This window comes from Mycobacterium toneyamaense, assembly GCF_055384815.1.
Window position 1 is genome coordinate 1502806 of sequence record NZ_AP040333.1, and the last position, 25667, is coordinate 1528472.

Here is a 25667-nt window from a genome sequence, read left to right on the forward strand (position 1 = left end):
GCTGCGAATCATGTCGATCGACCGCGTTGGGCTCGTCGTCGGTGGTATTCGTCTCGCGTCGGGGGTGTCGTTCCTGGTCGCCCCGGCCCGGGCGAACCGGCTGTGGGGCGACCCCGAGAAGCCGACCGGATCCACTTGGCTGCTGCTGCACTCGATGGGCTACCGCGACGCGCTGATCGGCGGCCTGCTCGCCGCGGCGGCGCTGCGTGGTCGGGACACCCGAGGCTGGTTCCTGGCCTCCGGTGGTGCCGATGCGGCAGATCTATTGGGCGGCATGGGTGTTCATCACGAGATGAGGCGGTCGCAGAAGTACATCGGCCTCGGCGGCGCCGTCGTCGGGATCGGTGTGGGGTTGTGGGGTGCGACGCGGCGGCGGTCTCGTGGAGCCGCCGCTACTGCCTGACCGGGGGTTGGGCGCGCGCGTTATGCCGCCATCCGCGCCGCGGTGGCCGCGGCGATCTGGTTGAGGTGGTTGGTGGCGACCTGCACCGAGCTCTGGTGGGGGAGTGCGTCGACGTACTCGTAGGTGATGTGCGGAAGGGTCGGCGGGTTGGTCGCGTAGAAGGCGACGGCCCGGTCGATGGCCTCGACGAGGGCGGGGCCGCCCACGATCGGGTCGGTGACGAACGCCAGCACCTGCTGGGCGAGGCTGCCCTGGCCGGTGAGCCCGGCGATCAGCGCGACGGCCGCGTTGATGCTGATGCCGAGTTGGACCGCGGCCTTGTAGACGGCGGTGATGTCGCGGCCGGCCTGGTTGTTGGGGGTGGTGGTGTAGAGATCGCCGGGGTTGGCGAAGTCCCACCAGGTGTCAATGCCGTTGGCGTCCTTGGGGATTTGTGCGGCGGTGAGGTTGGTGATGGCGATGCCGCGGCCGCCGGGATCGGTGCCGCCGGGGAAGGTGTGGCCGGTCAGGCGCCAGGGGTTACCGAAGGTGTAGCCGCCGATCAGGTTGGGCCGGGCCCATTGCAGGCTGCCGGTCATGATCTCGGCGAGGACGCGGGAGGCGGCCTCGGCGCCCTGGCTGTAGCCGCCGAGGGCGAAGGTCTGCTTCGGGTAGTTGTTGATCCAGCCGATCGCGTTGGTGACGGCGATCCGCACCGACTCAGCGTAGCTCGGGGAGAGGGGCGCGCCGGGCGGGATGGGCCCGAACGTCCAAGGGGCCTGGATGGGGACTTCGAAGACGAGGTCGGGGTCGGCGGCGTGGACGACGTCGGAGGGGTAGCCGGTGCCGGGGGCTGCCCAGGTGCCGGCAAAGGTCAAAACGGCGTGGCGGACGTGGTAAACGCCCGAGATGTTGGCGGCGATATCACTGAAAGTGGTCATCGCTCAGCTCATTTCGCGGTGGTGGGGAGTCCGTTTGCTTTGCGCCACTGGATGGCGAACTCCATGAGCTCGATGAGCACGTCACCGCTGTCGCGGGTGATGCCGTCGCTGAAGGTGTGGACCCAGGCGATCTGCTCGGCGGTGGTCACCTGCTGTTCGAAAGCGTCGAAGGTGCCCTGGTAGTTCTGGCCGTTGTGGGTGGAGTTCCACGGCCCGCGGTTGGGGTCGTCGACGATGTCGCCGATGTTGCGTGGGTGACGGGCCAGGACACGGCGCCAGGGCTCGGGCATGCCGTTGGCGGTGACGCCGGAGATGTCGGTCTGGAGCGATTGTGCATCAGCCATGGTGGGGCCTCCTGGTTGGTGTTGTGCCTCGTGGCGAGAGGTTTTGCGATAGGCATGGCTGACAGTCGCCGGGAATTGAACCCGGGACTTGTTGTGTCGCCGCGTCTATCGTCATCGCCCGCCTTATTTGACTAGGTCGTCCAATTCCCACAGTAGGCCGGGATTGATAGGCCGTCGAACTTGTCGGTGGGGTTGCGTCCAGCAGAGTGGTGTATGAGTCGGACCTGATTAGCGGTACCGGCGTGTCGTAGCCGACTGATTGAAGGTCATCGCGTGATTCTTCGAGGGACCCGTCAAAGTCACTCGAGCAAAGGAACCACGCGATGACCGTTGCCCAGAATATCGACCTGCCGACTGTGCTGGCCGAACGACTCACCACCACACATCCCGACGTGCTGCGCGAGCTGCTCGCCACGTTCATCCACACCCTGATGGGTGCCGAGGCCGACGCCCTGTGCGGCGCCGGATACGGCGAACGCAGCACCGATCGGACCAACCAGCGCAACGGCTACCGTCGCCGCGAATTCGACACCCGTGCAGGAACATTAGATCTCGCAATTCCCAAGCTACGGCAGGGTTCGTACTTCCCGGACTGGCTACTGGAACGCCGCAAACGCGCCGAGCGGGCCCTGACGACCGTGGTTGCGACCTGTTATCTGCTCGGGGTCTCGACACGGCGGATGGACAAGCTCGTCGAAACGTTGGGCATCACGGCGCTGTCGAAGTCTCAGGTCAGCGTGATGGCCAAGGAACTCGACACCGCTGTGGAGGCGTTCCGCACCCGCCCTCTGGATGCCGGCCCCTACACGTTCGTGGCCGCCGACGCCCTGGTACTCAAGGTCCGCGAGGGTGGCCGCGTGGTCAACGTGCACGCCCTGATCGCCGTCGGAGTCAATGCCGAGGGCTACCGCGAGATCCTGGGTATCGACGTCACCACCGCCGAGGACGGCGCCGGCTGGCTGACCTTCTGGCGGTCGCTGACCGCCCGCGGACTCTCAGGTGTGAAGCTGGTGACCTCCGACGCCCACGCGGGCCTGGTGGCCGCGATCGGCGCCACCCTGCCCGGCGCCACGTGGCAGCGCTGCAGAACGCATTACACGACCAATCTGATGGCCCTCACCCCGAAAGCATCCTGGCCTTGGGTACGCACCCTGCTGCATTCGGTATTCGACCAACCCGACGCAGAATCGGTTGCAGCCCAATATGACCGGATCATCGACGCCCTGGCCGACAAACTTCCCAAGGTGGCCGACCACCTGGAGGCCGCCCGACCGGACCTGCTGGCGTTCACTGCGTTCCCCAAACAGATCTGGCGCCAGATCTGGTCGAACAACCCCCAGGAACGGCTCAACAAGGAGATCCGACGACGCACCGACGTCGTCGGCATCTTCCCCAACCGCGACGCCCTCATCCGACTCGTCGGGGCCGTGCTGGCCGAACAACACGACGAATGGGCCGAGTCCCGCCGCTACCTCGGCCTCGACGTCCTGAGCAAATCACGCACCGTCAACGACACCCCGGCAGAACAGGAGGCCACCACCGCGGCCCTGACCGCCTAAACCATCACATCGAAGAATCACACGACGACGTCGTACACCACGTGGGTGGACTTGACCGTCGGTGGGTGGTGCGACGATGTGCGGCTCACTCAAATCAGGAGGAAGACATGAAGAAACTGTTGGTGGCTGCGATGACGGTCGGGGCCGCTGTGGCGTGGAGTCCGGTGGCCGCGGCCGAGCCGTCGTGGACGATGCCGAACTTGGTCGGGATGGATCTGCAGGGTGCTCAGGATGCGATCCAGTCGCTGACCCGCGGCGCGGTGTGGTTCAGCGGGTCGACAGACCTGACCGGGAAGGGCCGGGCGCAGATCATCGATCGCAATTGGCAGGTGTGTACGTCCACGCCGGCGGCGGGGGCGACGATCACGACGACGACATCGATCAGGTTCGGAGTGGTGCGGGATACCGAGAAGTGTCCGTGACTGGGCTGCTGAGGTCCGAAGATGGAGACATTCGGGCGATTGATTAACCCAATCCGGATTCGGGCACAGGCGGGGATGCCGCGACCGTCGGAATACATGTCGCTGGAGGGTGACCGATCGATGGCTATCACTCGGCGGTTGCGCCAGGGGATGCCGGCCGAGTGTATCTGGGTGCCCGGTGGCAGCGGCGTGGCGGGCAGCTGCGCGCGTAGGCGATGCCGGTCTCGAGGTGCCACCGAATTGTTGCACTGGTGGTCCATAATCTCCGATAGTTGACGGGCCACGACAGACGCCATTTCGGTCGCAGAGCGACTGAGCCCTACCGGCATGGGACGTCAATGCGCGGTGTTGGGTGTTGTTCTGTTCGGTGCTGTCGTCAAAATGAAATAGGTCGGGAGGCTTGGTTGGCTGAAATCGATGAGACCCGCCAAGAGGCGCGCCGTAACACGCGCGCACGTTTCGAGCAGTGGGCTAAGAATCCGACATGCCCGGCGAACACTCTCTCTGCGGTTCATAACATTCGCATGGATAAGGCAGCCAAGTCCGCTGGCGTCGAGGCTAGTTTCGGTCAGTCGCCCTTCGCGATCACCCGTGGTAACCGATTTGAAGCGGGACTTTTCTTCGACGATGGGGTGAAGCTGCGCGCAGCCCTTGAACGCAAGGGTGCGCTTCCACCGGGTGCTGAAGGTTTCCTCGATCTGAGACTCAAGCTGAACGGCGGCACTCAGGTGACGACGGTGGACCAAGCGCTGTCCGAAACCCTGTTGTGGTTAAAGCGAATTGCGGTTTACCGCTCCTCCACGGAATGCCTAGTTGCCGGCCCGATGATCAAAATCCCCAAGGGTGTGATTCTGCCGGAAGCACTGCTCATTGTAGACGTCGTCACTGTGACACCAGCCATCGATGGCCGTGTTCGCATTACTGTCGGTGAGATAAAGGTGTTTCCGGACAGGGGAGGACACACGGATCCCCAACAGCTCGCTGCGGCGCGTGCTCAGGCCGGTGTGTACCGCCATGCTTTCCAGTTGGCGATAGGCCATCTCGGACTCGCTGATGAGATCGACCTTGCTGCTGACGGTTTCCTTGTCTTCACGTGGCCGGGCTCGAATTCACCGTCGATTCGTGCTCGCGAGGACCTCACATATCAGGCGATCCGAGCAGAGCGCGGATTCGAGCGATTAGAGGAGGTCGCCGCCGGCATCGTGCGTGACAACGATTTCTCTTCTGACAACACGACTCTCATTCAACGAGTGCTCGATGCGCCGACCGACTACTCCGAGGCGTGTTTGTCCTTTTGCGACCTTGCGCCGCGCTGTCACGCGCGAGCAGTTGACGCCGACGACTCGATCATTCTTGGAGGTGAGGTGAAACGGGTGCTGGGTGACACCACGATCTCCCGTGCCCTCGAGCTTATGGCCGGAGCGGAACCGGTGGGCGATCGTGAGGTTGATCTGAAGCGACAGTTGGTAGGAGGATGAGCGCTGTACGGGACGTCGCACGCAAGCTTCAGGCGTGGCGGGCCGGCAGACCCATCGCGCGGTACGACACGATCCACCACGCGATCACTTCGCCGCAGCAGGCGATGATCGTCGCGTTCGTGCGTATGGCGGGAGAGTCTCGTCCGTGGGGCATCGCATGGGGGACGGTTGGCGAGGAACCTACGGTGCGGTCGGTTCCCGACGGTCGTGTCCGCGATCACGTTGCCGAGCTCGTCGCGGTGTTTGCTGAGGATTTGCTCGAGCATCTGCGCGTGCATAACTGGACTTTCGATCCCGCGCCTCAGCAGCCAGAACTCGGGGAGCTCCGCCAAGTTTGGTTGCCGAACGGGCAACACGTCGCGATGTTGCATCAGTTGAGCTACACCTACTCGCAGACCAAGCACGGAGGCCAGAATCAGGAGATTCTGCGTGCCCTCGGCCGGCTGGCGGGATGGATGTTCAGAGACACGTCCAGGGTAGGTAATCAACATGTTGTCAGTGCCAGCCAAATTCTTGGTGACAACTACGTGTTCCCGGCGCAAGACGCGCGTACCGCACACCTCGGATTCCAGCTTGCGTGGTTGACGACAGACGGCGACCGAGCGGCGCGAGCTGTTGTTGCTGAAGCAGCGGAAAGTTTCACGGTCTCGCCCACGATGGATCCTTCGCTCGAACGCGACGAGCTCAGCGGACTTGTCGAGAAATGGCAGGCGGGTCGACGTTCAGCGGGCGATGTTTCTGAGTTCGCCGATACGATCGCCGCATGTTTGCACGCGGAACTCATTCGTCGGTGGAACCAGACTGAGCAGGCATACCATCTGATCGCGCGAGATGGCCGTCGGATCAACGCTGGGGTCGGGCAACTTGTGGCCCAAGGGCATGCGGAGTTTTGGTTTCAGCATCAGAGGATTGAGCTGCGTCTCAACGATCCGAGCCAGGGGCCGGCGTTTGTGGCACACCCGGAAACCGACTTCCATGGGTCGGCTGCCGCGTCTCGTTACCTCGTTCACGCTGCAGCAGAGGAGGCATACATAGGTTGCTTGATTCACGACGACCCCGCGCTGTTTTCCGAAGCGCTCCATGACGGTCGTGCGTTTGAAGCCAAGGTCGTTCGCGTGTACGACGTCGGCGAGGGACGTGCCACTGCGCCACACTGGATTCTTCGGTTGAACCCAAAATTGCCGCACCGGCTGCGAGAAAACGCGCGTATCGCTCCGTACGGGTCCCGCGGCCATGAGGCAACCATTGTGGCGTTGGACGCCTCAGAAGACCAGCTACTTGCCACGGTCGCTTGGACTGGCCGTAAAACCAAGCCGCTGAACGGCCCCATCGCAGCCAGGGCAGCCGACGTCTCATGGGAGGGAGTCGACATGGCCTTCGTTCAGTCCGACGCGTCCGCGCTCACCCAGCGTCGCAGCCAACGTGTGTGGGCCGCAGCCAAGGGCCCGGGCGCGTGGCTGACTCACGGTAAGGCGTCGGCTCCGATCGAGATCAGCGCCGATGACGGCGCAACCGACCTGGTGTACGACGATGTCGCGCAGATCGAGGACGGGATGGACGTGTGACGCAGGAATTAGTCGACGCGGAATATGCTGCTTTGCGCGAGGACCTCACCACGTATTTCGTTGGCGGAGGCCGGCTTTCAGTTGTCAAGGCACCGCCAGGATCGGGAAAGACGTTCACACTCATCGAAGTTCTGTCGGCTCTGGCGAACACGGGAGGTCGAATCGCCGTTGCGGCTCAAACGAATAGTCAGGCTGATGATATCTGTGAGCGATTAGCTAGGGATCATCCTGAGGTCCGCGTGGCGCGGTTCTCGAGTGCAGGGCTGCAGGCGGCGGTCTCCTTCCCTGAGGGTGTCCAATGGGTGACCGATAAGAAGGAACTGCCTGCTGGGCCAGGAGTGACGGTAGCGACCACTGCCAAGTGGTCTTTGACGGATATCGGATCGCAATACGATCTGTTAGCAGTCGACGAGGCTTGGCAGATGTCTTGGGCCGACCTCATGCAATGCGCGACGGTCAGCGAAAAGTTTCTGATGATTGGCGATCCTGGTCAGATACCTCCGGTCGTGCCGGTCGACGTCAGGCGGTGGGAAACTTCACCAAGGGCGCCGCATTTGGCTGCGCCTGAAGTTGTTCTCGCCGAGGCTTCGCTGGCGGACGTCCGTTTCGTGGGTTCTCTGCCGGCATGCCGGCGGCTTCCTCATGAATCCGTCAATTTCGTTAAGCCATTCTACGACTTCGACTTTGAGGCATACGCCCCTGCTGGGGCGCGCGGCCTCGATGTCCCGGTCGGTCACCGGTGGGAAAGCGCTCTGCGAGGTGGACGCCCGCTCGCGCTCACAATTCCGACGCCAGCACACGGGCCGCCCATCGAAGTCGACCATGAGATGGCAGAGGCAGTTGCAAAGGTGGTTACTGCCCTACTTGAAGCGCAGCCAACCGTGCGCTCCGGTGTACCGGCCCGGCCATTGGCCCAGGGTGACATCGGTATCACGAGTAGTCACCGCTTGATGAATACCGCCCTGGCCGCTGCACTCGGATCGTTGTCCAATCAGATTCGTGTCGATACACCGGAACGATGGCAAGGGCTCGAGCGGCCGGTCATGATCGCCGTGCATCCGCTGTCTGGAGTATGCGACCCGTCAGCTTTTGACCTTGAGACCGGACGCCTTTGTGTCATGGCCTCGCGGCACCAGTCTGCGCTCATCCTCCTGGCTCGAGACCACGTCGGTGAGACATTGCGCAATTACGTCCCGAGCGCTGAGCAGGCTCCGGGGCGCGCCGACGTGGTTGGTCGGGGGCATGATGCCCACCTCAAGTTCTGGGATCAGCTCTCGGCGGCCGACTGCATTAGGGCGCTCTGATCGATTACGTGGCTTTGGCGGAACCACAGACGGTCCGCACATCGCACGCCGCGCACTTCTTCACGCCGGGTGTTGCGGTGAAATCACGATTCTTGAGCGCATTTGCGGCCATCACGACCGTGTGCTCTGCTTGCCTGACCGCTTCCTCATCGATCTCCACCTGGTGACGGGTAGTCGTGCCCATGTCATGGACGTAGGCGGCCCCAACCGTCAGTCCTTCACGGCGGCCGGCGTCTGCGTACACCTGGAGCTGAAGGGGATGAATCTCGCCGCCGGTTGCCGTTTTGTAGTCGACGATGGCGAGGTTGTCCACAATCCCGTCGTGCTCGTCGTAGATCACGTCGGCTCGACCGCTCACTACCACACCGTCGAGATAGAGCTCGAACGGTCGTTCGGTCGCCCAGGTCCGCTTCAAATCGTCCTTGTGCTCGTTGACGTATTTGAAGATCAAAAGGCGAGCCTTCTCCCTCATCTGCGTGTGTGCCGCCTTGTTTGCGAACGGCAAGAAAAAGTCGGACGCGAGAAGGTCATTGATGGTTTTGGGTCTCGGGAGCTCACCGGTGGCCCGAACATGTTCCGCGATCACCCGCATTACGTGGTGCACCGCATTGCCGTAGCCGATTTCGGATTTCGCCGGAGGCATGAACCCCAGCTCATTGCGGAGGAGGTAACTTCGTGGGCAGTTTAGATAAGCTTCGAGCTCGCTGTAAGTGATTGCGAGGTCAGGTGTTTCGGCGCCTCGCGGTTCTGCGCTAGTTGGAAGGCCGGCGCTCTTGGCAATTGCTGCGGCCTCGGTCAGGTATGGAGAGGGTCTGGCCGCCTTCTTGGTGACCCGTGCATGGGACGACAGCGCCACCCAATCGCGGGCACGTGTAAGCGCAACGTAGAATAGTCGCCGCTCTTCTGCGTCCGAACCCTCGTAGCGGGCGGCGTTGAACAACGAACGAGGTAGTAGCCAGTCGCGCTCGCGCCCGGCGCGGCCGGAGGGAAAGCGTCCATCCGTAAGGGACGGCAAAAAGACAATGGGCCATTCCAGACCCTTGGCGCCGTGGACGGTACCGAGAGCCACGCTGTCACCAAGCAGGTCTTCCTCGCCGTCAAAACCGTCGTACGCGCCATTTGCATAGTTGACTAGGAGACGCGCGAAATTCCGGTAGAACCAAACGTTGCCGGGCTGCCCGCCGACTTGCTCGCCCGGGTTGTTGGGGTCATTACGGGAGCGCCGCGTCACCGACTCGTAGTCGGCGAGGACGTTAGTGAAACGGGCGACGGTGCCCAGCCGGTTTCGCGCCCGTGGGTTGGTGAGGTCCCACTCCGAGATGCGCAGGAGGGCCGTGAGTTTGTAGAATTCGCCGACCAAGCTGGGGTCCCAGTCAGGTGGATCCTGACTAGTTTTTGAATGCCAGCCGATTAGGTGGCTACGGAGTTTGATGACGTCGTCCTCATCGAGTCCGAATACCGATCGATAGTCTTCCAGCAGATCGGGCAGCAGCATCTTTTCGCGTTTGATGTATCGGCCGGGAGCCCAGTCATTATCGGCGAGCCACGCAAACGTGGCCCCAAAGACCGCGGCCTCGGGTTGTTCAAATAGTCCGGTCCGCCCCCCGGGTTGGACTGGAATGCCTGAGATATCCAGTGCATCAAGGATTTTTGGGTAAGCGCTCCGTTCGCGGACGAGTATTGCGATATCGCGATAGCGGACGCCTTTCGCATGAAGTGATTCAACGTTCAGGGCGATGACATCGGCTTCCGCCTGCTCATTTTCATGACCGATCGCGATCGACACCGCGGGCCCCGACTTTGGGCGGAAGCTGCCCATCTCTTTGTTGAGGCGTTCAGGAATGGTTCGCGCGAAGGCGTTAGCCAGGTCGACAATCTCGGGACGTGAGCGGCGGTTAACCAGTAGATTAAACTGGGTGACTCCGGTATAGCGATCTGCGAAGGTCACTATATTTTCCACATTGGATCCACGCCACTGATAAATGGCCTGATCATCGTCACCCACCACCACCAGATCCGCATTGCCGCTCGGCTTCGCCAGCAGCCGGATCAGTTGCTCTTGAGATGGGTTGACGTCCTGGTACTCGTCGACGATTAAGTGTCTCAGACCTGACGTCACCTCAGCACGCACGGTTGGATCCTCCAACGCTCGGACGGCCTCGACCACCTGAGTACCGAACGACATGAACCGGTACCCATCGAGCATCGCGTAGTACAACTCGGCCGACTCCTTGAAATCCCCATCTGGCAGATCAGCGATGCGCAGAAGCTCATTCTCGACAACATCGATGCTCTCTAGGAATGCCCGGATTCCGGCGAACAGCCCGTCATTGGCGTCCAGACGCCTGAGCTTGAGTCGGCTGTGCTCGCGGTACAGGAGATTGGTGAGCTGGTTCGGGTCAAGTGGGGCGTAAGTCTCGTATTTCGGCACGTACGTCTGGAGCAGCCGAAAGCAGTAACTGTGGATGGTGCCGACGTATAGGCGCCCCAACTGATCGGTGGCAGCAGTCCCCAGCTTGGCCGTAACGCGTTGCCGGATGCGCTCCTTCAGCTCTGCTGCGGCTTTCTCGGTGAACGTGAACGCGACAATCGATTCAGCTGGCTCGCCGTCGGCGAGCAAGGACGCCACCCGTTGCGAAACGACCTCGGTCTTGCCTGAGCCCGCTGACGCGATGATCTGCACGTGACCACCACGGTGCGCGACCGCCGCGGCCGCATCGCCGTCGAGTACGGGAAGGTTGTCGGTGGCATCTGATGACATGTACGTAAGACTAGGGAATCGGTCGGCAGTACCGCGGGACCAGCGCGGCTTATCGCGGATAGGCTTCTAGGCCGATGTCGAGTAGAGAGCTGAGGTAGATGACGGACGAGGTGGACAAGGTCGATCTGGAGTCGCCGGACTTGGCGGCTGCGAACCGTGCCGCGTTCGAGGACTTATTTCCCGGCGTTTTGGCCGACGGAGTCCTCGACGCGACCCGGTTGGGCGAGCTGCTCGACACCCCTGTCACCGCGCCAGCCGACGGTCGCGAGCGATTCGGCCTGATGTGGGCAGGCAAGCAGGCTGCGATTCGTTCTCTTCTATCGCCGAGTCAGGGTGCATTGCTTGCGGAGCTGGAGCGGTCCGTCAATTTCGATACAGCTGCCAATGTGTTTATCGAAGGTGACAACCTTGAGGTCCTCAAGCTGTTGCAGAAGGCATACAACGACAAGGTCAAACTCATTTACATTGACCCGCCGTATAACACCGGAAATGACTTTGTCTACAGCGATGATTTTCGCGATGGTCTTCTCGGATATCTGCAGTACACGGGACAGGTCGACGAATCAGGTAAGAGAACATCCACCGATGCTGATCTCGCTGGGCGTCGGCACAGTCGCTGGCTTTCGATGATGTATCCCCGTCTGGTATTGGCTCGAAATCTGTTGTCCCAAGATGGCGCGATATTTGTGTCGATCGACGACAACGAATCGATGAACCTTCGAATCCTCATGGACGAAGTCTTCGGACCTGAGAATTTCCAGGCGGACATCGCTTGGCAGAAGAGGTACACGCGCAGCAATAACACCCAGGACTTCACGACTGTCATCGAGCACATTCTGGTCTACAGCCGTTCGAACGAGTTCAAGGTGAACCTGCTGCCACGGACCGACGAGGCGGACGGTCGCTACACCAATCCCGACAACGATCCCCGGGGCCCATGGAAGGGCGCGTCATTCCTTAACCCGGCTACACCGCAGCAGCGTCCGAACCTGTGTTATCAGATTACGAACCCGCGTACCGGGCAGGTCACAAGCGGCTCTTCATGATTGACGGTGTAGTTGGGGTCTGAATCCGCCGGTTTCGAGTAGGGATCGGGCGATGTAGTGGGTGAGGTTGCGAAAGCCCAGGGCGGAGCCACGGAGGTGTTCGAGACGGCCGTTGATCGCTTCGGTCGGTCCGTTGCTGGTGCCGGGCCGGTCGAAATAGGCCAGCACATCGACAGCCCGCTTGGTCAGTGTGCGTCCGAGGGTGATCAGCTCGGTCAGCGGTTTGGGAACGCCGGCGCTCAGCGTGTCGATCAGCGCCGCCATCATGGCTCGGCCTTTCGTGCGGTCGGGTTCGCGGTAGGCGGCCACGGCGCGTTGGTACATGTGCCAGGTCGCTTCGACCTCCACATGAATGTCGCCGGTGAACAAGGCTGCCAGCCGGGCTTTCTGGCGGTCGGTGAGCAGATCGACGCCGGTGTGCAGGGTGCGTCGGCAGGCATAGAGCGGGTCGGTCTTGCGGCCGCGGTGCCCACACGTGGCCACCTGGATACGGCGGCGGCAGTCGTCGAGAGCGTTGCCGGACAACCTCACCACGTGGAAGGGATCCATCACCGTGGCTGCCTCAGGAAGTTCTTCGGTGGTGGCGGTCTTGAACCCGGAGAAGCCGTCCATGGCAACAACTTCGACACCGTCGCGCCAGGGCTGGGGTCGCTCGGACAGCCAGTCGGCGAACGCCTTCTTGGAGCGGCCTTCGACCATGTCGAGCAGCCGGGCAGGGCCGGTCTGGTCGTGGACCGGGGTGAGGTCGATGATCACGGTGACGTACTTGTCGCCGCGACGGGTGTGCCGCCACACGTGCTCATCGACGCCGATCACCCGCACGCCGTTGAAGCGGGCCGGATCGGCGATCAGCACTCGCTGCCCTTCGGCCAGGACGGCGTTGTTGGCGGTGTTCCACGACACCGCCAGCGCTTCGGCGACGCGAGCCACGGTCAGGTGTTGGCAGACAATCGCTTTCAAGGCCCACTGCAACGCACGCCGGGACAGCTTGGCGCGTGGTTCGGCGGCGTTGCCGAGGTCTTGGCGCCACACATGGGCACAGCCGGCGCAGCGGTAGCGGCGGAGGGTGACCAGCAAGGTGGTGGGCCGCCACCCGAATGGTTCGTGGGCAAGCTCGCGTGTCACGCTGTCGCGGCTGACGCCTCGCTCGCCGCAGCGGCGGCACCACGAGTCGTCGTCGCTGACCCGGCATGCCAATACCGCACGATCGGGGTGCAGTTGCTGGCCGGTCACCTCCAACCCGAGGTCGTCGAGGCGGCAGAAAGTAGTCAGGTCAGCGCGGGCGAAGCCCGCCCGACCGGTAGCGTCAGGCACGTCGAGGTCTTTCGGATGAGGCGTGTAGGAACCTTCATCTTCGAGAGACCTCGACCCCTATCCCGGCAACGACGCGCCGATGACCTCTACACCCTCAACTGCGAAGAGCCTCACAAGCCCTACGACCAATGCTTGGAGGCGTTCGAAAGACGAATTTGAGCGTCTGCAAGCGGAGGGGCTACTCTACTGGGGCGCCGACGGCCTGTCGGCTGTGCCGTCGATCAAAATGTTCCTTTCAGAAGCGCGAGGGCTTACTCCAATCAACTTCTGGGAGCATAGTTATGCCGGAAACACCGACGATGGCACCAGAGACCTGGCCAACTTGTTCAGCAGCAAGGTCTTCGACAATCCGAAGCCGGTCCAGTTGTTGAGACGTGTCCTCGAGCATGCAACTGACCGTGACTCGGTGGTTCTTGATTTTTTCGGCGGCTCCGGGACTACGGCTGAAGCAGTTCTGCGGCTAAACGCGGACGATGGCGGGGATAGGAGGTTCATACTGGTCCAGCTTCCGGAGACAACACCTGAGACATCGGTTGCTCGTGCCGAAGGATTCGAGCGGATTTCGGAGATCACCCGTGCGCGGATCGCCCGAGTGATGGATGCTATCGACGGCGCTGAAGTTTCCGGCCTCCGTAGCTTCAGGCTTGACGCCAGCAACTTCCGCAACCTTGAGGTGTCAGCCGCTGACGACCTTTTTGACATGCGCGAGTCCACCCTCGTCGACCGTGACCATGTGCTGGACGAACTTGCGGGTGAGATTCTCCTAAAGGAAGGCGTTCCACTTGACGCCCCCTGGAGTCGTGTGCAGGCCGGCGAGGCCTCTGTCATCGTGGCGGCGGGCGTGGCTGTCGTAATGTGCGTCGACATCAGCGACGATGTCGCTAGCGCGGCGATGGAGCTCGACGCGCGCGTTGTGGTGTTCCTCGAGGATGGGTTTGCGGGCAAGGACTCAGTGAAGGCGAATGTCTTTACTAATGCGAAAAATCTCGGCATTACGATGAAGACGGTCTGATGGCCATCGATATCAAGTTCGACGCCAATCAGCAATATCAGCGCGACGCTATCGATAGCGTGACTGAACTCTTCGCCGGCCAGGAGTCACTGGAGCAAGGCGTCAGCGTTCCCGGCTTCGGGCCCGAAGGAACCTTCGAATCGTTCCAGGAGCTCGTGTTTGGCAATTCGCTTCTACTTGCGCCGGAGACGGTCCGGGCAAATCTGCGACGAGTCCAGGACCGTCCCGTCGCTTCAGAAGATGGCTCAGCAATGCCCGCCATTTCTGAACCGCTGCGGCGCGCTCTCGAGAATGGTGAGATGCCTCTCGAATTCAGCGTCGAGATGGAAACTGGAACCGGCAAGACCTACGTCTACTTGCGTACCATCGCAGAACTCCATCGTAAATACGGGTTCAGCAAGTTCGTCATTCTGGTCCCCAGCGTAGCGATCCGCGAGGGCGTTCTCTCCAGCCTGCGCCTGTTGCGCGAACACATCGCGGACATCTACGACGGGCTACAGTACGACTATTACGTTTATGAAAGCAGTGCCCTCACTCGGGTCCGGCAGTTTGCCACCGCAGCGCATCTGCAGATCATGGTGATCAACATTGCGGCAATGACCGGTGATGCGAACAGCAGAATCATCCACCGGCCCACCGACGCAATGGGCGGCTACGCCCCAATCGAATTCCTACGTGCATGTCGACCGGTCGTCATCATGGACGAGCCTCAAAGCTTGGATGGCCCAACCCAAAAGCCCGCCATCGACGAGTTGCGTCCGCTATTTCGCGTTGGCTATTCGGCTACCCCGCCCGCCGAGAAGAGTGGTCTTCCCCAGGCGCACCTGGTGTATCGACTTACGCCAGTCGACGCGTATGCCGCTCGGCTAGTTAAACGCATCGGCGTTCTGTCGATTACCAAGGATGATGATGTCAATGAGGCATTCGTCGAAGTTACCAAAATTACGCCGACATCGACCACTGTGACCGCGACCGCAGTCATTCACAAAGCAACTCGTCAGGGGACCAAACCAACACGAGTTACTTTGCACAAGGACGACGATCTCTACGAGCTGAGTGGGAGTCGCGACTTATACAAGGGTTGGGTGGTTGAGGATATTCATGCCGATAATGGTGTCGTCGAATTCGGCAATGGCCGCAAGGTGGCAGTTGGGACGTCCACCTCGGAGGCAGATGAGCAGCAATTGCGGCTGATGTTGCGCCAAGCTATCGAAAGTCATTTCGAAAAGGAGTTGCAACTGCGGCTGCACAAGCGCAGGGGGCTGATTGCTTCGGGCATCAAGCCACTGACACTGTTCTTCATCGAGAAGGTCGATCACTACGCGCCAGCCGGCGCCAAGCTGCGGGTGTGGTTCGAAGAGGAATACGCTGACCTTGTCAACGACGGCAGGTTCAACGCCCTGGCCATGCCGCCGGTCGAAGACGTGCACGACGGCTACTTTGCCGAGACCTCTAGGGGCATTGCTAAGGAAGTGCGGGCCGACTCCAAGGATGCCGCCAGCGCTTTTGCGCGGATCATGCAAAAGAAGGAGGAGCTACTCAGCTTCGAGGAGCCACTCCGCTTTATCTTCAGCCACTCGGCCCTGGCGGAGGGGTGGGACAACCCCAATGTTTTCACCATCTGCAACTTGCAGGACGGCAAATCGACAATGCGCAAGCGTCAGCAAGTCGGTCGCGGCCTGCGGCTCCCCGTGATGGAGAACGGTGAACGCTGTCACGACGAGGACATCAACCTGCTGACTGTCATTGCGAAAGAGCCGTTCGCAACTTTCGCCGGCGCACTGCAGAAGGAGATCGAGGATGAGACCGGCGTTTCCTTCAGCGGCCGCATCATCAATCTCAAGAAGAAGCGAAAGTTGCGGCTTAAGGAGGAAGTGCTCAATTCATCGTTGTTCAAAAAGCTCTGGGAAAATATTTCGCCGCAGACTCTTTACCGTTTGCGCTTCTCGACCGACGCGGTCGTGTCCGATGCGGTCGCGCGAATCAATACGATCCCGGACCTGGAACCCGTGAAATTCAGGGTGTCCAAGAGCGCGGTTGACATGACGATGTCTGGACTGACCGGATCCGACACCCGCGATCGCGGGGAGGTGCTTGCTGAGGGCGCACGCAAGATCCCTGACGTTGTTGGGGAGCTGTGCCGGCGCCTGCCGCTATCGCGTGCGACGATCGTCCGCATCTTGCGTGAATGCGATCGGCTTGACCAAGTGAAGGTAAACCCAGCGGTGTTCATCGATCACGTTGCCGATGCGATCAACCACGCTCTCTACAACCAGCTCACCGATGGAATCGTATACCACCGAAGTGGTCATGCCTGGTCGGCGGATTTGTTTCGTGAACAACACCAGGAGCAGACGGTGGCACCGCGTGTTGTGGCGGTGGACCACAGCGTGACCGACTGTATCGTCTGCGACTCGGAAGTGGAGGAGACCTTTGCTCGGCTTCTCGATCAGCGGCCTGACGTGCCGCTCTTCTTAAAACTCCCCGGTTGGTTCAAAATTCCTACCCCTCTGGGGAACTACAACCCTGACTGGGCAATTGTGCGTGAAGAACCCACGGGCAAATTTGTATACTTGGTCCGCGAGACAAAGGGCGGCTCAGACATCGACAAACTTCGGTTTGAAGCCGAGGGCTGGAAGATCAAGTTCGGCAGCGCCCACTTCCGCGCACTTCGAGTGGATTATGCATTCGGCAACGACTTCAAAGTGCTGATCGAGCCAAGTGGATTCGGGCACGAGGACGAGAAACGCTAGTAGAATCTCCCGCCGGATGGCCGCGACGCGAAGACCGCCGAACGGCCCGCGTTGCCCTCTGCTCTTAGGTTGCCACCACGGATCCACTCGCGAACACATCAGCCGGCATCGGGCGGTGGAGTTTCCACGTGATGGAGATGGGCCGCTCACCTCGGTGGTCGACGTAGTCGACGGGGCCCAAGAAGATGAAGGGTTCTGACCCATATTGGCCGTTCGGCCTGACTTCGGACACGGTCGGCGGGCTTTCGATCTGATAGGTCCGTGACCTGCGGGTTTGTCTGTCTCGGTGCTGTGTTTGGGGTACTAGGCGGGTAGGTTCGGGCGGTGGCGTACGTGCGGAAGGTGCGCACGACCTCGGGCGCGGTGGCGGTGCAGGTCGCGCGCAAGGACCAGGGCAAAGTGGTGATTTTGGCGCACCTGGGTTCGGCGCATACCGATGCTGAGCTGGGCATTTTGCTCGACGCGGCGCGCCAGATCGTTGCCGGCGGGCAGGCGGCACTCGATTTCGAGGTGGCCGCGCGTGCGGAGTCGATGACCGAGGTGCCTGACTTCCGCATGCAGCGGTCGCTGATCGCCGAATCCGTCGGGGCGAGCGTGGCGCCAGTGGTGCCGCCGGGACGCACGATGGGCACCTGTTCGCGGTTGCTCTACGACGTCGTCTCGGGGGTCTATGATTGGCTCGGGTTCAATGGGGTCGCCGACAGCGTGTTCCGGGATTCTGGTGATCGCCCGGATCGTTGAGCCCACCAGCAAGGCCGATGCAGAGCGGGTGTTGACCGATCTGGGTGCATCGACGGTGTGTTACCGCACGATGGCTCGTCACCTCGACCAGGTCGGGCCGGGTGGGTATCGGGATGCGATCGCCGCCAAATGCTTTGACTACAGCGGCAATTGCGGCGGATTGTCCCTTCTGTTGTACGACGTGACCACGCTCTATTTCGAGGCCGAGAACGAGGATGATCTCCGCAAAGTAGGGTTCAGCAAGGAACGCCGGATCGACCCTCAAATCGTCGTCGGACTGCTCGTCGACCGGACCGGATTCCCCTTGGAAATCGGCTGTTTCGAAGGAAACACCGCCGAGACGACGACCATCGTGCCGATCATCACCAGTTTCCTGGACCGCCACGGCCTCAAGGACACGCCGATGGTCGTGGCCGCTGACGCCGGGATGCTCTCGCAGAGCAATCTCAAAGCGCTCGACGAGTTGGGCTTGTCGTTCATCGTCGGCTCGCGAGTCACGAAAGCACCCCGGGACCTTGAATCCCATTTCCATTGGTACGGTGATGTTTTCACCGACGGCCAGGTCATCGACACCGTCACGCCCCGCCACGGCAACACCAAGGTCAACGACACCAAGCTGCGTGCCGAACCCGTCTGGGATCCCGAACACGACTCGGGGGCCTGGCGGGCGATCTGGTCATACTCGGCCAAACGGGCCCGGCGCGACCAGAAAACCTTGGCCGCCCAGGAAGCCCGCGCACGGGCGATCGTCGCCGGCGACAAGAAGGCCAAGGCCGCGCGATTCGTGAAAGTCCGCGGCGATGACCGCACCCTCGATGAGACCAACCTCGCCCGCGCCCAATCCCTGATCGGCCTCAAGGGTTACGTGACCAACGTGCCGATCACGGTCATGCCCCCCACCGAGGTGATCGCCAAGTATCACGACCTGTGGCACGTGGAGAAGTCATTTCGCATGTCCAAGAGCGACCTTCGTGGACGGCCCATGTTTCACCACACCCGCGCAGCCATCGAGGCCCACCTGACCATCGTGTTCACCGCCCTGGCCGTCGCCCACGCCATCCAGTCACGCACCGGACTGTCCATCGCCAAGGTCGTCAAGCAACTCCGACCACTGCGCAGCGCCACCATCAACATCAACGGAACGACACAGACGTTCCCGCCAGCCATTCCCGACGCCCAGCGCCAGATCCTCACCGACCTCGGCATCAAACCCGGGTACTAGGCCAAATGTCCGAACTCAGGAGGACGAGAAACGCTAGTAGAATCTCCCGCCGGATGGCCGCGACGCGAAGACCGCCGAACGGCCCGCGTTGCCCTCTGCTCTTAGGTTGCCACCACGGATCCACTCGCGAACACATCAGCCGGCATCGGGCGGTGGAGTTTCCACGTGATGGAGATGGGCCGCTCACCTCGGTGGTCGACGTAGTCGACGGGGCCCAAGAAGATGAAGGGTTCTGACCCATATTGGCCGTTCGGGCGATCGCGGACAAACAGCAAGACATCGACGCCATTGGTGCGTTGATCGAGGTACCGCCGGCCACGTTCGCTGTCCGCCGTCGTCGAGTTGGGTGACTCCCAATGGAACAAGTCGCGCGAAATCGGGTAGTCGCGGTACATCGTTGTCGGGCTGAATTGGCCCGCGTCCTTGTGAAGATTGACAAACAGCGCCTCAGTGTTGCCGCTAGCCAGTGCTCCGCCCGCTTGCCCGCGGGGCTTTCGCTCCATAGTCGCGAAACCGATTGCTGCAAGTACTTCTTCGCGTCGGTAGTGGGCGTGACTGAAGAGCGGGCAGTCGTCTGTCAGCCCGGCGACGGCCGTCGGAACATGAGCGATGTTGTCAGTGGCGATGTCGAGGAGCTGGCCGATTTCGGCGCACACTGCGGGGTGGTTGCGCAGATGGCGAAGGCCCGCGTCGTAGGAGTCGAATCCGCCGAGGTCGGACCAGATCGTGAAGAACAGCATCCGTGCAAATGCCTGCTGTCTCGGTGTGAGTTCTTCGTACGGCGGGCAGTCGGGTGCAACGAGTAGTCGGTAGACGGCAATGCGTTCAATGTCATCGATGTGGGCGAGCGACCTAATCCGCTTCAGTAGGGGTTCCTCGTCGGGGCCAGCTTGCGGGGCAGACAAGCCGGCGTCACGAACCAATGGGGTCCAAGCTCGCGTTCCGCTGCCCGCATAGATGTCGGACAGCTCGCCTCGCGTTTCAGCGAGGTATGCGGCGAGGACGGGTTTGCCGACAGCCCGAATATCCGCGACGAGCGCTTTGCGCCTGTTGCTCGGTAGCTGCCGACGGATGGATTCGACCACAATCTCCTGCGACTGCCGGTCCAGAATGAGCCGACTGCCGCCAGGCAGGAAGGGGAATCCGCCTTCGATTTCATCAATGAGGACCTTGCCGCGGCCACCCGTTAACGCGGAAAAGCGTGGCGCAAAATTGAATTCGGCGCGTTGGTGACCAATGAAGTCGAGGACAGTCAGCACGGACTTGGCAGAACTGCGACGTAGGCCTCGCCCCAACTGTTGCAGAAACACGGTGGCGCTTTGCGTGGGTCGGAGCATAAGCAGAGTGTCTACGTCAGGGACGTCAATACCTTCGTTGAAGATATCCACGGCGAACAGGCACTGGATGGTGCCATTCCGCAGGTCGGCAAACGCTTGGGCGCGAGCCGTACCACCAGTGTTGGCATCGATAGATGCTGCGGCGATCCCTTGCGCATTGAACGAATGTGCCATGTAGCTCGCATGTGCGATCGAGACGCAGAATCCCAGCGCGCGCATTCGATGTGGGTACGAGACTCTGTCCCGAATCGCGTTGAGTACGAGTCGTGTCCGAGCATCGTTGCCCGTGTACAAGCGCTCGAGGTCGTTGATTCGGTAGTCGCCCCTCGACCAAGTGATGTTGCGAAGGTCGGTGTTGTCGGCGATACCGTAGTAGTGGAAGGGACACAGCAGATCTTGCTCGAGCGCGTCCCACAGCCGGAGCTCGTAGGTGGCGCGGCCCCCAAACCATCCGAGGATGTCTGTGCCGTCGGACCGCTCGGGTGTCGCAGTCAATCCAAGAAGTTCTTGGTTGGGACCCACGCGCTCGAGCAGAGATCGGTATGTCGCGGCCGCGGCATGATGGAACTCGTCGATGACTACGACGTCGAAATCTTCGGGATGGACTGAGCTGATGCCTTCGGCGCCGGCAAGCGACTGGACGCTGGCGAACACATGAAGCCAATCTGTGGGCCGTCGGCCGTCGACGTAGAGTTCACCAAAATTACCGTCACCCATAACTTCTCGGTACTTGCGCAGCGACTGCTCAAGGATCTCTTTGCGGTGCGCCACGAACAGCAACCGCAACCTCTTGTTCGCCCTGGCGCATAGGTCCTTGTAGTCAAGCGCTGCGATGACGGTCTTGCCTGTGCCGGTCGCCGCGACTACTAGGTTGCGATGTCGACCGTGGACGATGCGCGCCACGTTGAGTGCTTCGAGGATTCGCTCCTGGTGCGGGTATGGGCGTACCTCAAGACCAGAGACGGTGATTGTGTCTCGTGCTGAGCCGGAGCCGCCTGCCTCGGTTAGTGCGCGGTCGAGGAGAGCAGCATCGGTGCTCGGGTTGTAGGGCTTGAACGCGCTGTCACCCCAGTAAGTGTCGAATGTTGCCTCGAACTTGCGGGTAAGGGCCGGCGTTGCGACGCTCGAGATTCGGACGTTCCATTCAAGGCCGTCAACCATGGCTGACCGCGAAAGATTAGAGCTGCCAACGTAACCGGTGTCGAAGCCAGAGTCGCGCCGGAACAGCCACGCCTTGGCGTGCAAGCGCGTCGATGCTGTCTCGTAGCGGATGCGCACGTCGGCGCCGTACTTGTTCACAAGGTCATCGATGGCGCGCCGCTCCGTGGCGCCTCGGTACGTCGTCGTCACGACACGCAGGGGTACCCCTCGGGCCCGTAGTCGTTCGAGTTCTCGGCTAATGACGGCGATGCCGGCAAAGCGAATAAACGCGCATAGCAGGTCGACCCGGTCGGCGCTCGCGAGTTCACGGGCGATCTCGCTCGCCATATTCGGCTCGTCGCGTGTGTTGGTCAGCAGCGCTACGTCCGACAGCGGTGTTGCTGGACGCCGGGGAGCTTCTTGGCCAGCAAGCCGAAGGGATGCGAGGAGGTCGGGTCTCACAAGATCGTCGCCGTCAGCGTCCTGCAGAACGGACAGAAATGAATTGACGGCGGCGACCCGTGATTCGGAATCGCGGATGCCTGTCAGGTGACGTTCGACAGCACTTGCGACATGTCGGGCGAAGATGTGTGGTTCGTCCTCGAGCAGAATCTTGCGGTACTCCGGCTGCAGGTGGCTGCGTTCAATCGCCTTGGAGACGCGCCGAGAGTGCAGTGTTTCGTAGATTCCTGACGGGAGGGGTTCATCCACGAGCTGAGTAGATCATGGCCGGGCGACAGCAATCGCGCCCAGCGCGTTGGCGCGTCATCAGGAATCGCCAGCCTGATGCTCCTATTGGTGTCAAGCAGCTTGGAGCCATGATCTGTATTGATCAGCCAGGGCGTCGTCGCGTTGTAGTCCGCGTTCGATGCGGGAGATGACGGTGGGCCAGACGCCGAAGTGGTTCGCAGCGGCGGTGACGGTGAACCGCCCCGGGTTTGATGCACACCGGTTTTATTGGTGTGCAGCCTCTGATTGGGCTGTCGCTGCAGCGTAGTAGATGGTCTCGTATTCGATCGGCGGGATGCGTCCGAGACGGTGCATGAGCCGGTCAGTGTTGTACCAGTGCACCCAGTCGGCGGTGAGCAGTTCCACGTCGGTGAGCCTGTTCAGTGGCCCTCGCCGAAACGGTGAGTCATCACGGACAGCTTCGGTCTTGTACAGGCCGATGGTGGTCTCGGCCAAGGCGTTGTCGAAGGCATCGCCGACGGATCCGATCGACGGCAACAGCCCGGAGAGCAACAGCGTTTCACCAAACCGCACCGATGTGTACTGCGAACCTGCATCGGAGTGATGAATAGTGTTGCCCGACAATGGGTTACCTTCACGGCGCCGGAGTTCAGCGGCGTGCCGGATCGCCTGGCGCACGAACAGATCTGCCTTGCTGGTCGAGCAGGTCCAGCCCACGATCCGCCCGGCGTACGCGTCGATGGCGAATGCGGTGTAGACGAACACCCCGGTGGCCAGCGGCACGTAGGTGAAATCAGCCACCAACAGCATGTTGGGGGCGGGGACTCGGAATTGGCGGTCCACCAGATCCGGGGCACGCCCGGCGGCCGGATCGGCGATGGTGGTGCGGACCTTCTTGCGCCGGCGCACGCCCTGCCAGCCGTTGGCGCGCATCAAGCGTTCCACTGTGCAGCGGGCTACCGTGATGCCGTGGCGCTGCAGGTGCGCCCACATCTTGACCGCGCCGTACAACGACTCGGGCTTGCGGCGACCGTGCTCATCGGGCTCGTAGTAGCCGGCCAGCACCTCGGTGATGACGGTGTCCCACAAGGCCCGCGCCGACGGCGGTCGAGCCAGCCAGGCGTAGAAGGTTCTCGGGGCGATCTGGCAGCCATGCTCAGAGAGCACGCGGCAGATCGAAGCGACCCCGAACCGAGCACGATGCTCGGCGATGAACGCACAGATCAGCGGCGTCGCGGGTCGCTCTCCCGCGCGAAGAAACTTGTTGCCGCCTTGAGGATTTCGATAGTTTCCTCAAGCTCACGATTCTTGCGTTTGAGCTCCCGTAACTCCCGTGCGGTATCGGACGGGACACCCTCGCGGACCCCAGTATCGACCTCGCCCTGGTTGACCCACCGGCGCAGCGATTCGTAGGACACCCCCAACCGCTTGGCCACCGCGGTGATGCAGGCCGTACGGGTGTCGTACTCCTCGGCATGGTCACCGACCAACCGCACCGCCCGGGCCTTGAACTCCTCGTCGTACTTCTTCGGCATGATGCGAACTACCTTCCCTCGAAAGAAGGTGTGCATCAAACCCGGGGTGATTCACGGTGATGTTTTTGGATTGCCGGGCTGGCCGTAGGTCGTTGTATTCAGGTACTGCGATCTGGCGGGTCAGGAGTTTGAAGACTTCGCGGGCGATGGCCCGTTTGAGTTTGCGCAGGATCTCCATTTTGTTGTGGCCCTTGGCGAGCTGTCGTTGCACGTAGTCCTTGGTCGACTGGTGACTGGACATGCGCACCAGGGCGATGCGGTGCAGCGCGTTGTTGGCGGCGCGGTCACCGCCGCGCGATAGGCGGTGCCGGTTGGTCTTACCCGAGGACGCCGGCACTGGCGCGGTGCCGCACAGAGCGGCGAACGCGGCTTCACTGTGCAGCCGGTGCGGGTTGGCTCCGGCGGTGATCAATAGCTGGGCGGCGGTGTCCGGGCCGACACCGTAGGCAGCGCGCAGGCCGGGGTTGGCCTTGGCGACAAGGGCATCGATCTGCGTTTGCAGGGTTTCGGCTTGGGTTTCGAGGAATTGCACGCGTTGGGCGAGCATCTTGGCCGCGGTGAGCAGCGACTGTGCCCACGTGTCGGCCAGAGTGTCGGGGCGGCAGCGGGCGATGGCCTCGATCAACTTCAATGTTGTTAAGCCACGGTACTTTTCACGCACCGCATCCGGCGCCGATATCAGCATGGCTTTGATCTGGTTGATCACCGCGGTGCGGTGCTTGACCGCCGAACGACGAGCGATGTGCAGGGCACGCAATCCGGTGGTGGCATCGTCTTTGGGGGTGGCCAGGCCCTCGCCGGCCAACACGGTGCGGGCGGCGCTGTACGCGTCGAGCGGGTCGGATTTTCCTTTGAGTCGGCGGGTGGACTTGACCGCTCTCGTCACCTCCACCACCTCGATCCCCGCGGCGGTTAAGGCCCGGGTGAACCCGGCGCCGTAGCTGGCGGTGCCTTCCACACCGATGCGCACAATGTGGCCCAGTGTCATGAGGAATGCGATCGCCGCGGCGTACCCGGCGCCGGTGGTGGGGAACTCCTTGTCGCCGAGGGTGGCGCCGGTCGTGGTGATCGCGGCGACGTGGATGGTGTCGAGGTGGGTGTCCGCACCGGCGACGATGAGCGCAGATTCTGTCAAGATGATGGTGTCCCTTCTGACCAGCGTTGGGCGGGGCACACACCGGCCAGGGCGGGCAGACAAGACATTGATGAGGAACGGCCAGGCTCCTGATTAAGTCATGTCCGTCCTGTCCGGTGTGAACAAGACGCGCACCACACGGGCCGGGCAAATCAGGTTAAAGACAACCCAGTAGGGCGTCAGTCAGTGCCAGAGCCACGACCCGCGCGGTAACGCTCTTCCATCATCAATGTCGGTGCCCTCTGTCATTCTGACCGGCTCGCGCAAAAGCGCCAGCGCCAGGCGACCTGGCCAAGCACAGCTCGGAAGGCGATGCCCCGATGCACTCAATACGAGGCCTTTGCTGGGTTGTTAGGCCGGTGGGCCATAATCGTCAGAAATTAACGTTCCGGGCGGCTAGCATCCGAACCGTGCTCTGTCAGCGTGGGGGAGAGGGGCAGAACATGACTGCCGTGCATGATGCCGACAATGATCGGTTGGTCCGCCGAGCAGTCGACTTGTTCACGTTCTCCGGGCACAGCGCGACGAATTGGATGCTTGATCGTGTCGCCGTGCCCGGACGCGGGTGCGAACCGTTGAACGTTTATTCAGTGGAGCGTGAAATCGATTGACCGGCAAGGAACTTGACGACAAGCTATTTGACTTGATCACAGATGCGGTAGAAGCTGGCACGGTGTTTCTGACGTTGAGCACCAAGAAGCTCAACAGGATCACTGGCGTTGACCGCCAAGGAGTCTTGGTGGAGACCGAACGCTCGCTAGCGCTCGGATCAGGCCCCAAAGGGTGCCCGCGTGGATGATTGCTGCTGCGTGGGACCGTCTGCGGGACAAGGGCGAATTGAGTCAGCAGGAGCTGCTCAACGATCTGAATGTGAAGCGGTCCGCCTTCGTGTGTGCCCTGATTGCGAAGTTCCCCGAGGTTCGCATTCGGTCGACGCGCCCTACTGTTCTCGAACTGCGGGAAGCTTCCGTACAAGGTTGATTTCG

17 protein-coding genes and 1 pseudogene are annotated in these 25667 nt (G+C 61.7%); 11 read left to right on the forward strand and 7 right to left on the reverse strand.

The window, feature by feature from the left end; translation table 11 throughout:
• Nucleotides 1-10 precede the first annotated feature (10 nt).
• Complete coding sequence (locus ACZ5IQ_RS07395; protein ID WP_464481044.1) at nucleotides 11-403, forward strand: DUF4267 domain-containing protein; 393 nt, start codon at nucleotides 11-13, stop codon at nucleotides 401-403.
• Between the two features lie 20 nt (nucleotides 404-423).
• On the opposite strand, the gene ACZ5IQ_RS07400 is transcribed toward ACZ5IQ_RS07395, so the two are convergent.
• Nucleotides 424-1323 carry a hypothetical protein gene (locus ACZ5IQ_RS07400; RefSeq protein WP_464481045.1) on the reverse strand — a complete coding sequence of 300 codons (900 nt, stop codon included), beginning with the start codon at nucleotides 1321-1323 and terminating at the stop codon, nucleotides 424-426.
• An 8-nt stretch (nucleotides 1324-1331) separates the two neighbouring features.
• A complete protein-coding gene (locus tag ACZ5IQ_RS07405) occupies nucleotides 1332-1667 on the reverse strand; it encodes a hypothetical protein (RefSeq protein WP_212812451.1) in 336 nt (111 codons plus the stop codon).
• Between the two features lie 323 nt (nucleotides 1668-1990).
• Between ACZ5IQ_RS07405 and ACZ5IQ_RS07410 the strand changes: the two genes are divergently transcribed.
• The 5 genes from ACZ5IQ_RS07410 (at nucleotide 1991) to ACZ5IQ_RS07430 (ending at nucleotide 7995) form a co-directional block, all read left to right on the forward strand.
• Nucleotides 1991-3226 carry an IS256 family transposase gene (locus ACZ5IQ_RS07410; RefSeq protein ID WP_213020305.1) on the forward strand — a complete coding sequence of 412 codons (1236 nt, stop codon included), beginning with the start codon at nucleotides 1991-1993 and terminating at the stop codon, nucleotides 3224-3226.
• Nucleotides 3227-3333: 107 nt separating this feature from the next.
• Nucleotides 3334-3648: a hypothetical protein gene (locus ACZ5IQ_RS07415; RefSeq protein ID WP_464481046.1), complete on the forward strand. Its 315-nt coding sequence runs from the start codon at nucleotides 3334-3336 to the stop codon at nucleotides 3646-3648.
• 404 nt (nucleotides 3649-4052) lie between these two features.
• On the forward strand, nucleotides 4053-5126 hold the full coding sequence (locus ACZ5IQ_RS07420) for a hypothetical protein (protein WP_464481047.1): 1074 nt from the start codon (nucleotides 4053-4055) through the stop codon (nucleotides 5124-5126).
• Nucleotides 5123-6691 (forward strand): hypothetical protein, encoded by a 1569-nt coding sequence (locus ACZ5IQ_RS07425; RefSeq protein ID WP_464481048.1) that lies wholly within the window; start codon nucleotides 5123-5125, stop codon nucleotides 6689-6691. The genes ACZ5IQ_RS07420 and ACZ5IQ_RS07425 overlap by 4 nt, the downstream gene beginning before the upstream one ends.
• Entirely contained in the window at nucleotides 6688-7995 is a 1308-nt protein-coding gene (locus ACZ5IQ_RS07430; RefSeq protein WP_464481049.1) for an AAA domain-containing protein, read from the forward strand. The genes ACZ5IQ_RS07425 and ACZ5IQ_RS07430 overlap by 4 nt, the downstream gene beginning before the upstream one ends.
• A 4-nt stretch (nucleotides 7996-7999) precedes the next feature.
• Here ACZ5IQ_RS07430 and ACZ5IQ_RS07435 read toward each other — a convergent pair whose 3' ends face one another.
• Nucleotides 8000-10756 carry an ATP-dependent helicase gene (locus tag ACZ5IQ_RS07435; RefSeq protein WP_464481050.1) on the reverse strand — a complete coding sequence of 919 codons (2757 nt, stop codon included), beginning with the start codon at nucleotides 10754-10756 and terminating at the stop codon, nucleotides 8000-8002.
• A gap of 98 nt (nucleotides 10757-10854) precedes the next feature.
• Here ACZ5IQ_RS07435 and ACZ5IQ_RS07440 point away from each other — a divergent pair, with 98 nt between their 5' ends.
• The gene (locus ACZ5IQ_RS07440) at nucleotides 10855-11802 is read left to right on the forward strand and encodes a site-specific DNA-methyltransferase (RefSeq protein ID WP_464481051.1); all 948 of its coding nucleotides are present in this window, start codon (nucleotides 10855-10857) and stop codon (nucleotides 11800-11802) included.
• Here the strand turns inward: ACZ5IQ_RS07440 and ACZ5IQ_RS07445 are convergent.
• Nucleotides 11797-13116 carry an ISL3 family transposase gene (locus tag ACZ5IQ_RS07445; protein ID WP_073698465.1) on the reverse strand — a complete coding sequence of 440 codons (1320 nt, stop codon included), beginning with the start codon at nucleotides 13114-13116 and terminating at the stop codon, nucleotides 11797-11799. The genes ACZ5IQ_RS07440 and ACZ5IQ_RS07445 overlap by 6 nt on opposite strands.
• A 79-nt stretch (nucleotides 13117-13195) precedes the next feature.
• Between ACZ5IQ_RS07445 and ACZ5IQ_RS07450 the strand changes: the two genes are divergently transcribed.
• The 3 genes and pseudogenes from ACZ5IQ_RS07450 to ACZ5IQ_RS07460 all read left to right on the forward strand — a co-directional run bounded on the left by ACZ5IQ_RS07450 (nucleotide 13196) and on the right by ACZ5IQ_RS07460 (nucleotide 18844).
• Entirely contained in the window at nucleotides 13196-14128 is a 933-nt protein-coding gene (locus ACZ5IQ_RS07450) for a DNA methyltransferase (RefSeq protein ID WP_464481052.1), read from the forward strand.
• Nucleotides 14128-16881, forward strand: a complete 2754-nt coding sequence (locus ACZ5IQ_RS07455) for a restriction endonuclease (protein WP_464481053.1) — start codon at nucleotides 14128-14130, stop codon at nucleotides 16879-16881. The genes ACZ5IQ_RS07450 and ACZ5IQ_RS07455 overlap by 1 nt, the downstream gene beginning before the upstream one ends.
• A 324-nt stretch (nucleotides 16882-17205) precedes the next feature.
• Nucleotides 17206-18844, forward strand: a pseudogene (locus ACZ5IQ_RS07460) (IS1634 family transposase).
• A gap of 101 nt (nucleotides 18845-18945) precedes the next feature.
• Here ACZ5IQ_RS07460 and ACZ5IQ_RS07465 read toward each other — a convergent pair.
• The 3 genes from ACZ5IQ_RS07465 to ACZ5IQ_RS07475 all read right to left on the reverse strand — a co-directional run bounded on the left by ACZ5IQ_RS07465 (nucleotide 18946) and on the right by ACZ5IQ_RS07475 (nucleotide 24681).
• Entirely contained in the window at nucleotides 18946-22032 is a 3087-nt protein-coding gene (locus ACZ5IQ_RS07465) for a DEAD/DEAH box helicase (RefSeq protein WP_464481054.1), read from the reverse strand.
• A gap of 243 nt (nucleotides 22033-22275) precedes the next feature.
• A protein-coding gene (locus ACZ5IQ_RS07470) for an IS3 family transposase (protein WP_464481055.1) occupies nucleotides 22276-23546 on the reverse strand; the annotation gives its coding sequence in 2 pieces (ribosomal slippage) (nucleotides 22276-23273 and nucleotides 23273-23546; 1272 coding nt in all).
• Nucleotides 23491-24681: an IS110 family RNA-guided transposase gene (locus tag ACZ5IQ_RS07475; protein ID WP_464481056.1), complete on the reverse strand. Its 1191-nt coding sequence runs from the start codon at nucleotides 24679-24681 to the stop codon at nucleotides 23491-23493. The genes ACZ5IQ_RS07470 and ACZ5IQ_RS07475 overlap by 56 nt, the downstream gene beginning before the upstream one ends.
• A 795-nt stretch (nucleotides 24682-25476) precedes the next feature.
• Here ACZ5IQ_RS07475 and ACZ5IQ_RS07480 point away from each other — a divergent pair.
• Nucleotides 25477-25662, forward strand: coding sequence for a hypothetical protein (locus ACZ5IQ_RS07480; protein ID WP_464481057.1), 186 nt, complete (start codon nucleotides 25477-25479; stop codon nucleotides 25660-25662).
• The last annotated feature ends 5 nt before the right edge of the window (nucleotides 25663-25667 follow it).

Bases quoted from the DNA above. Each gene is read 5' to 3' on its own strand.
- ACZ5IQ_RS07415 (WP_464481046.1), top strand. From the start codon at position 3,334: ATGAAGAAACTGTTGGTGGCTGCGATGACGGTCGGGGCCGCTGTGGCG.
- ACZ5IQ_RS07435 (WP_464481050.1), bottom strand. From the start codon at position 10,756: ATGTCATCAGATGCCACCGACAACCTTCCCGTACTCGACGGCGATGCG.
- ACZ5IQ_RS07425 (WP_464481048.1), top strand. From the start codon at position 5,123: ATGAGCGCTGTACGGGACGTCGCACGCAAGCTTCAGGCGTGGCGGGCC.
- ACZ5IQ_RS07480 (WP_464481057.1), top strand. From the start codon at position 25,477: ATGATTGCTGCTGCGTGGGACCGTCTGCGGGACAAGGGCGAATTGAGT.
- ACZ5IQ_RS07410 (WP_213020305.1), top strand. From the start codon at position 1,991: ATGACCGTTGCCCAGAATATCGACCTGCCGACTGTGCTGGCCGAACGA.
- ACZ5IQ_RS07450 (WP_464481052.1), top strand. From the start codon at position 13,196: ATGACCTCTACACCCTCAACTGCGAAGAGCCTCACAAGCCCTACGACC.
- ACZ5IQ_RS07395 (WP_464481044.1), top strand. From the start codon at position 11: ATGTCGATCGACCGCGTTGGGCTCGTCGTCGGTGGTATTCGTCTCGCG.
- ACZ5IQ_RS07440 (WP_464481051.1), top strand. From the start codon at position 10,855: ATGACGGACGAGGTGGACAAGGTCGATCTGGAGTCGCCGGACTTGGCG.
- ACZ5IQ_RS07400 (WP_464481045.1), bottom strand. From the start codon at position 1,323: ATGACCACTTTCAGTGATATCGCCGCCAACATCTCGGGCGTTTACCAC.
- ACZ5IQ_RS07405 (WP_212812451.1), bottom strand. From the start codon at position 1,667: ATGGCTGATGCACAATCGCTCCAGACCGACATCTCCGGCGTCACCGCC.
- ACZ5IQ_RS07455 (WP_464481053.1), top strand. From the start codon at position 14,128: ATGGCCATCGATATCAAGTTCGACGCCAATCAGCAATATCAGCGCGAC.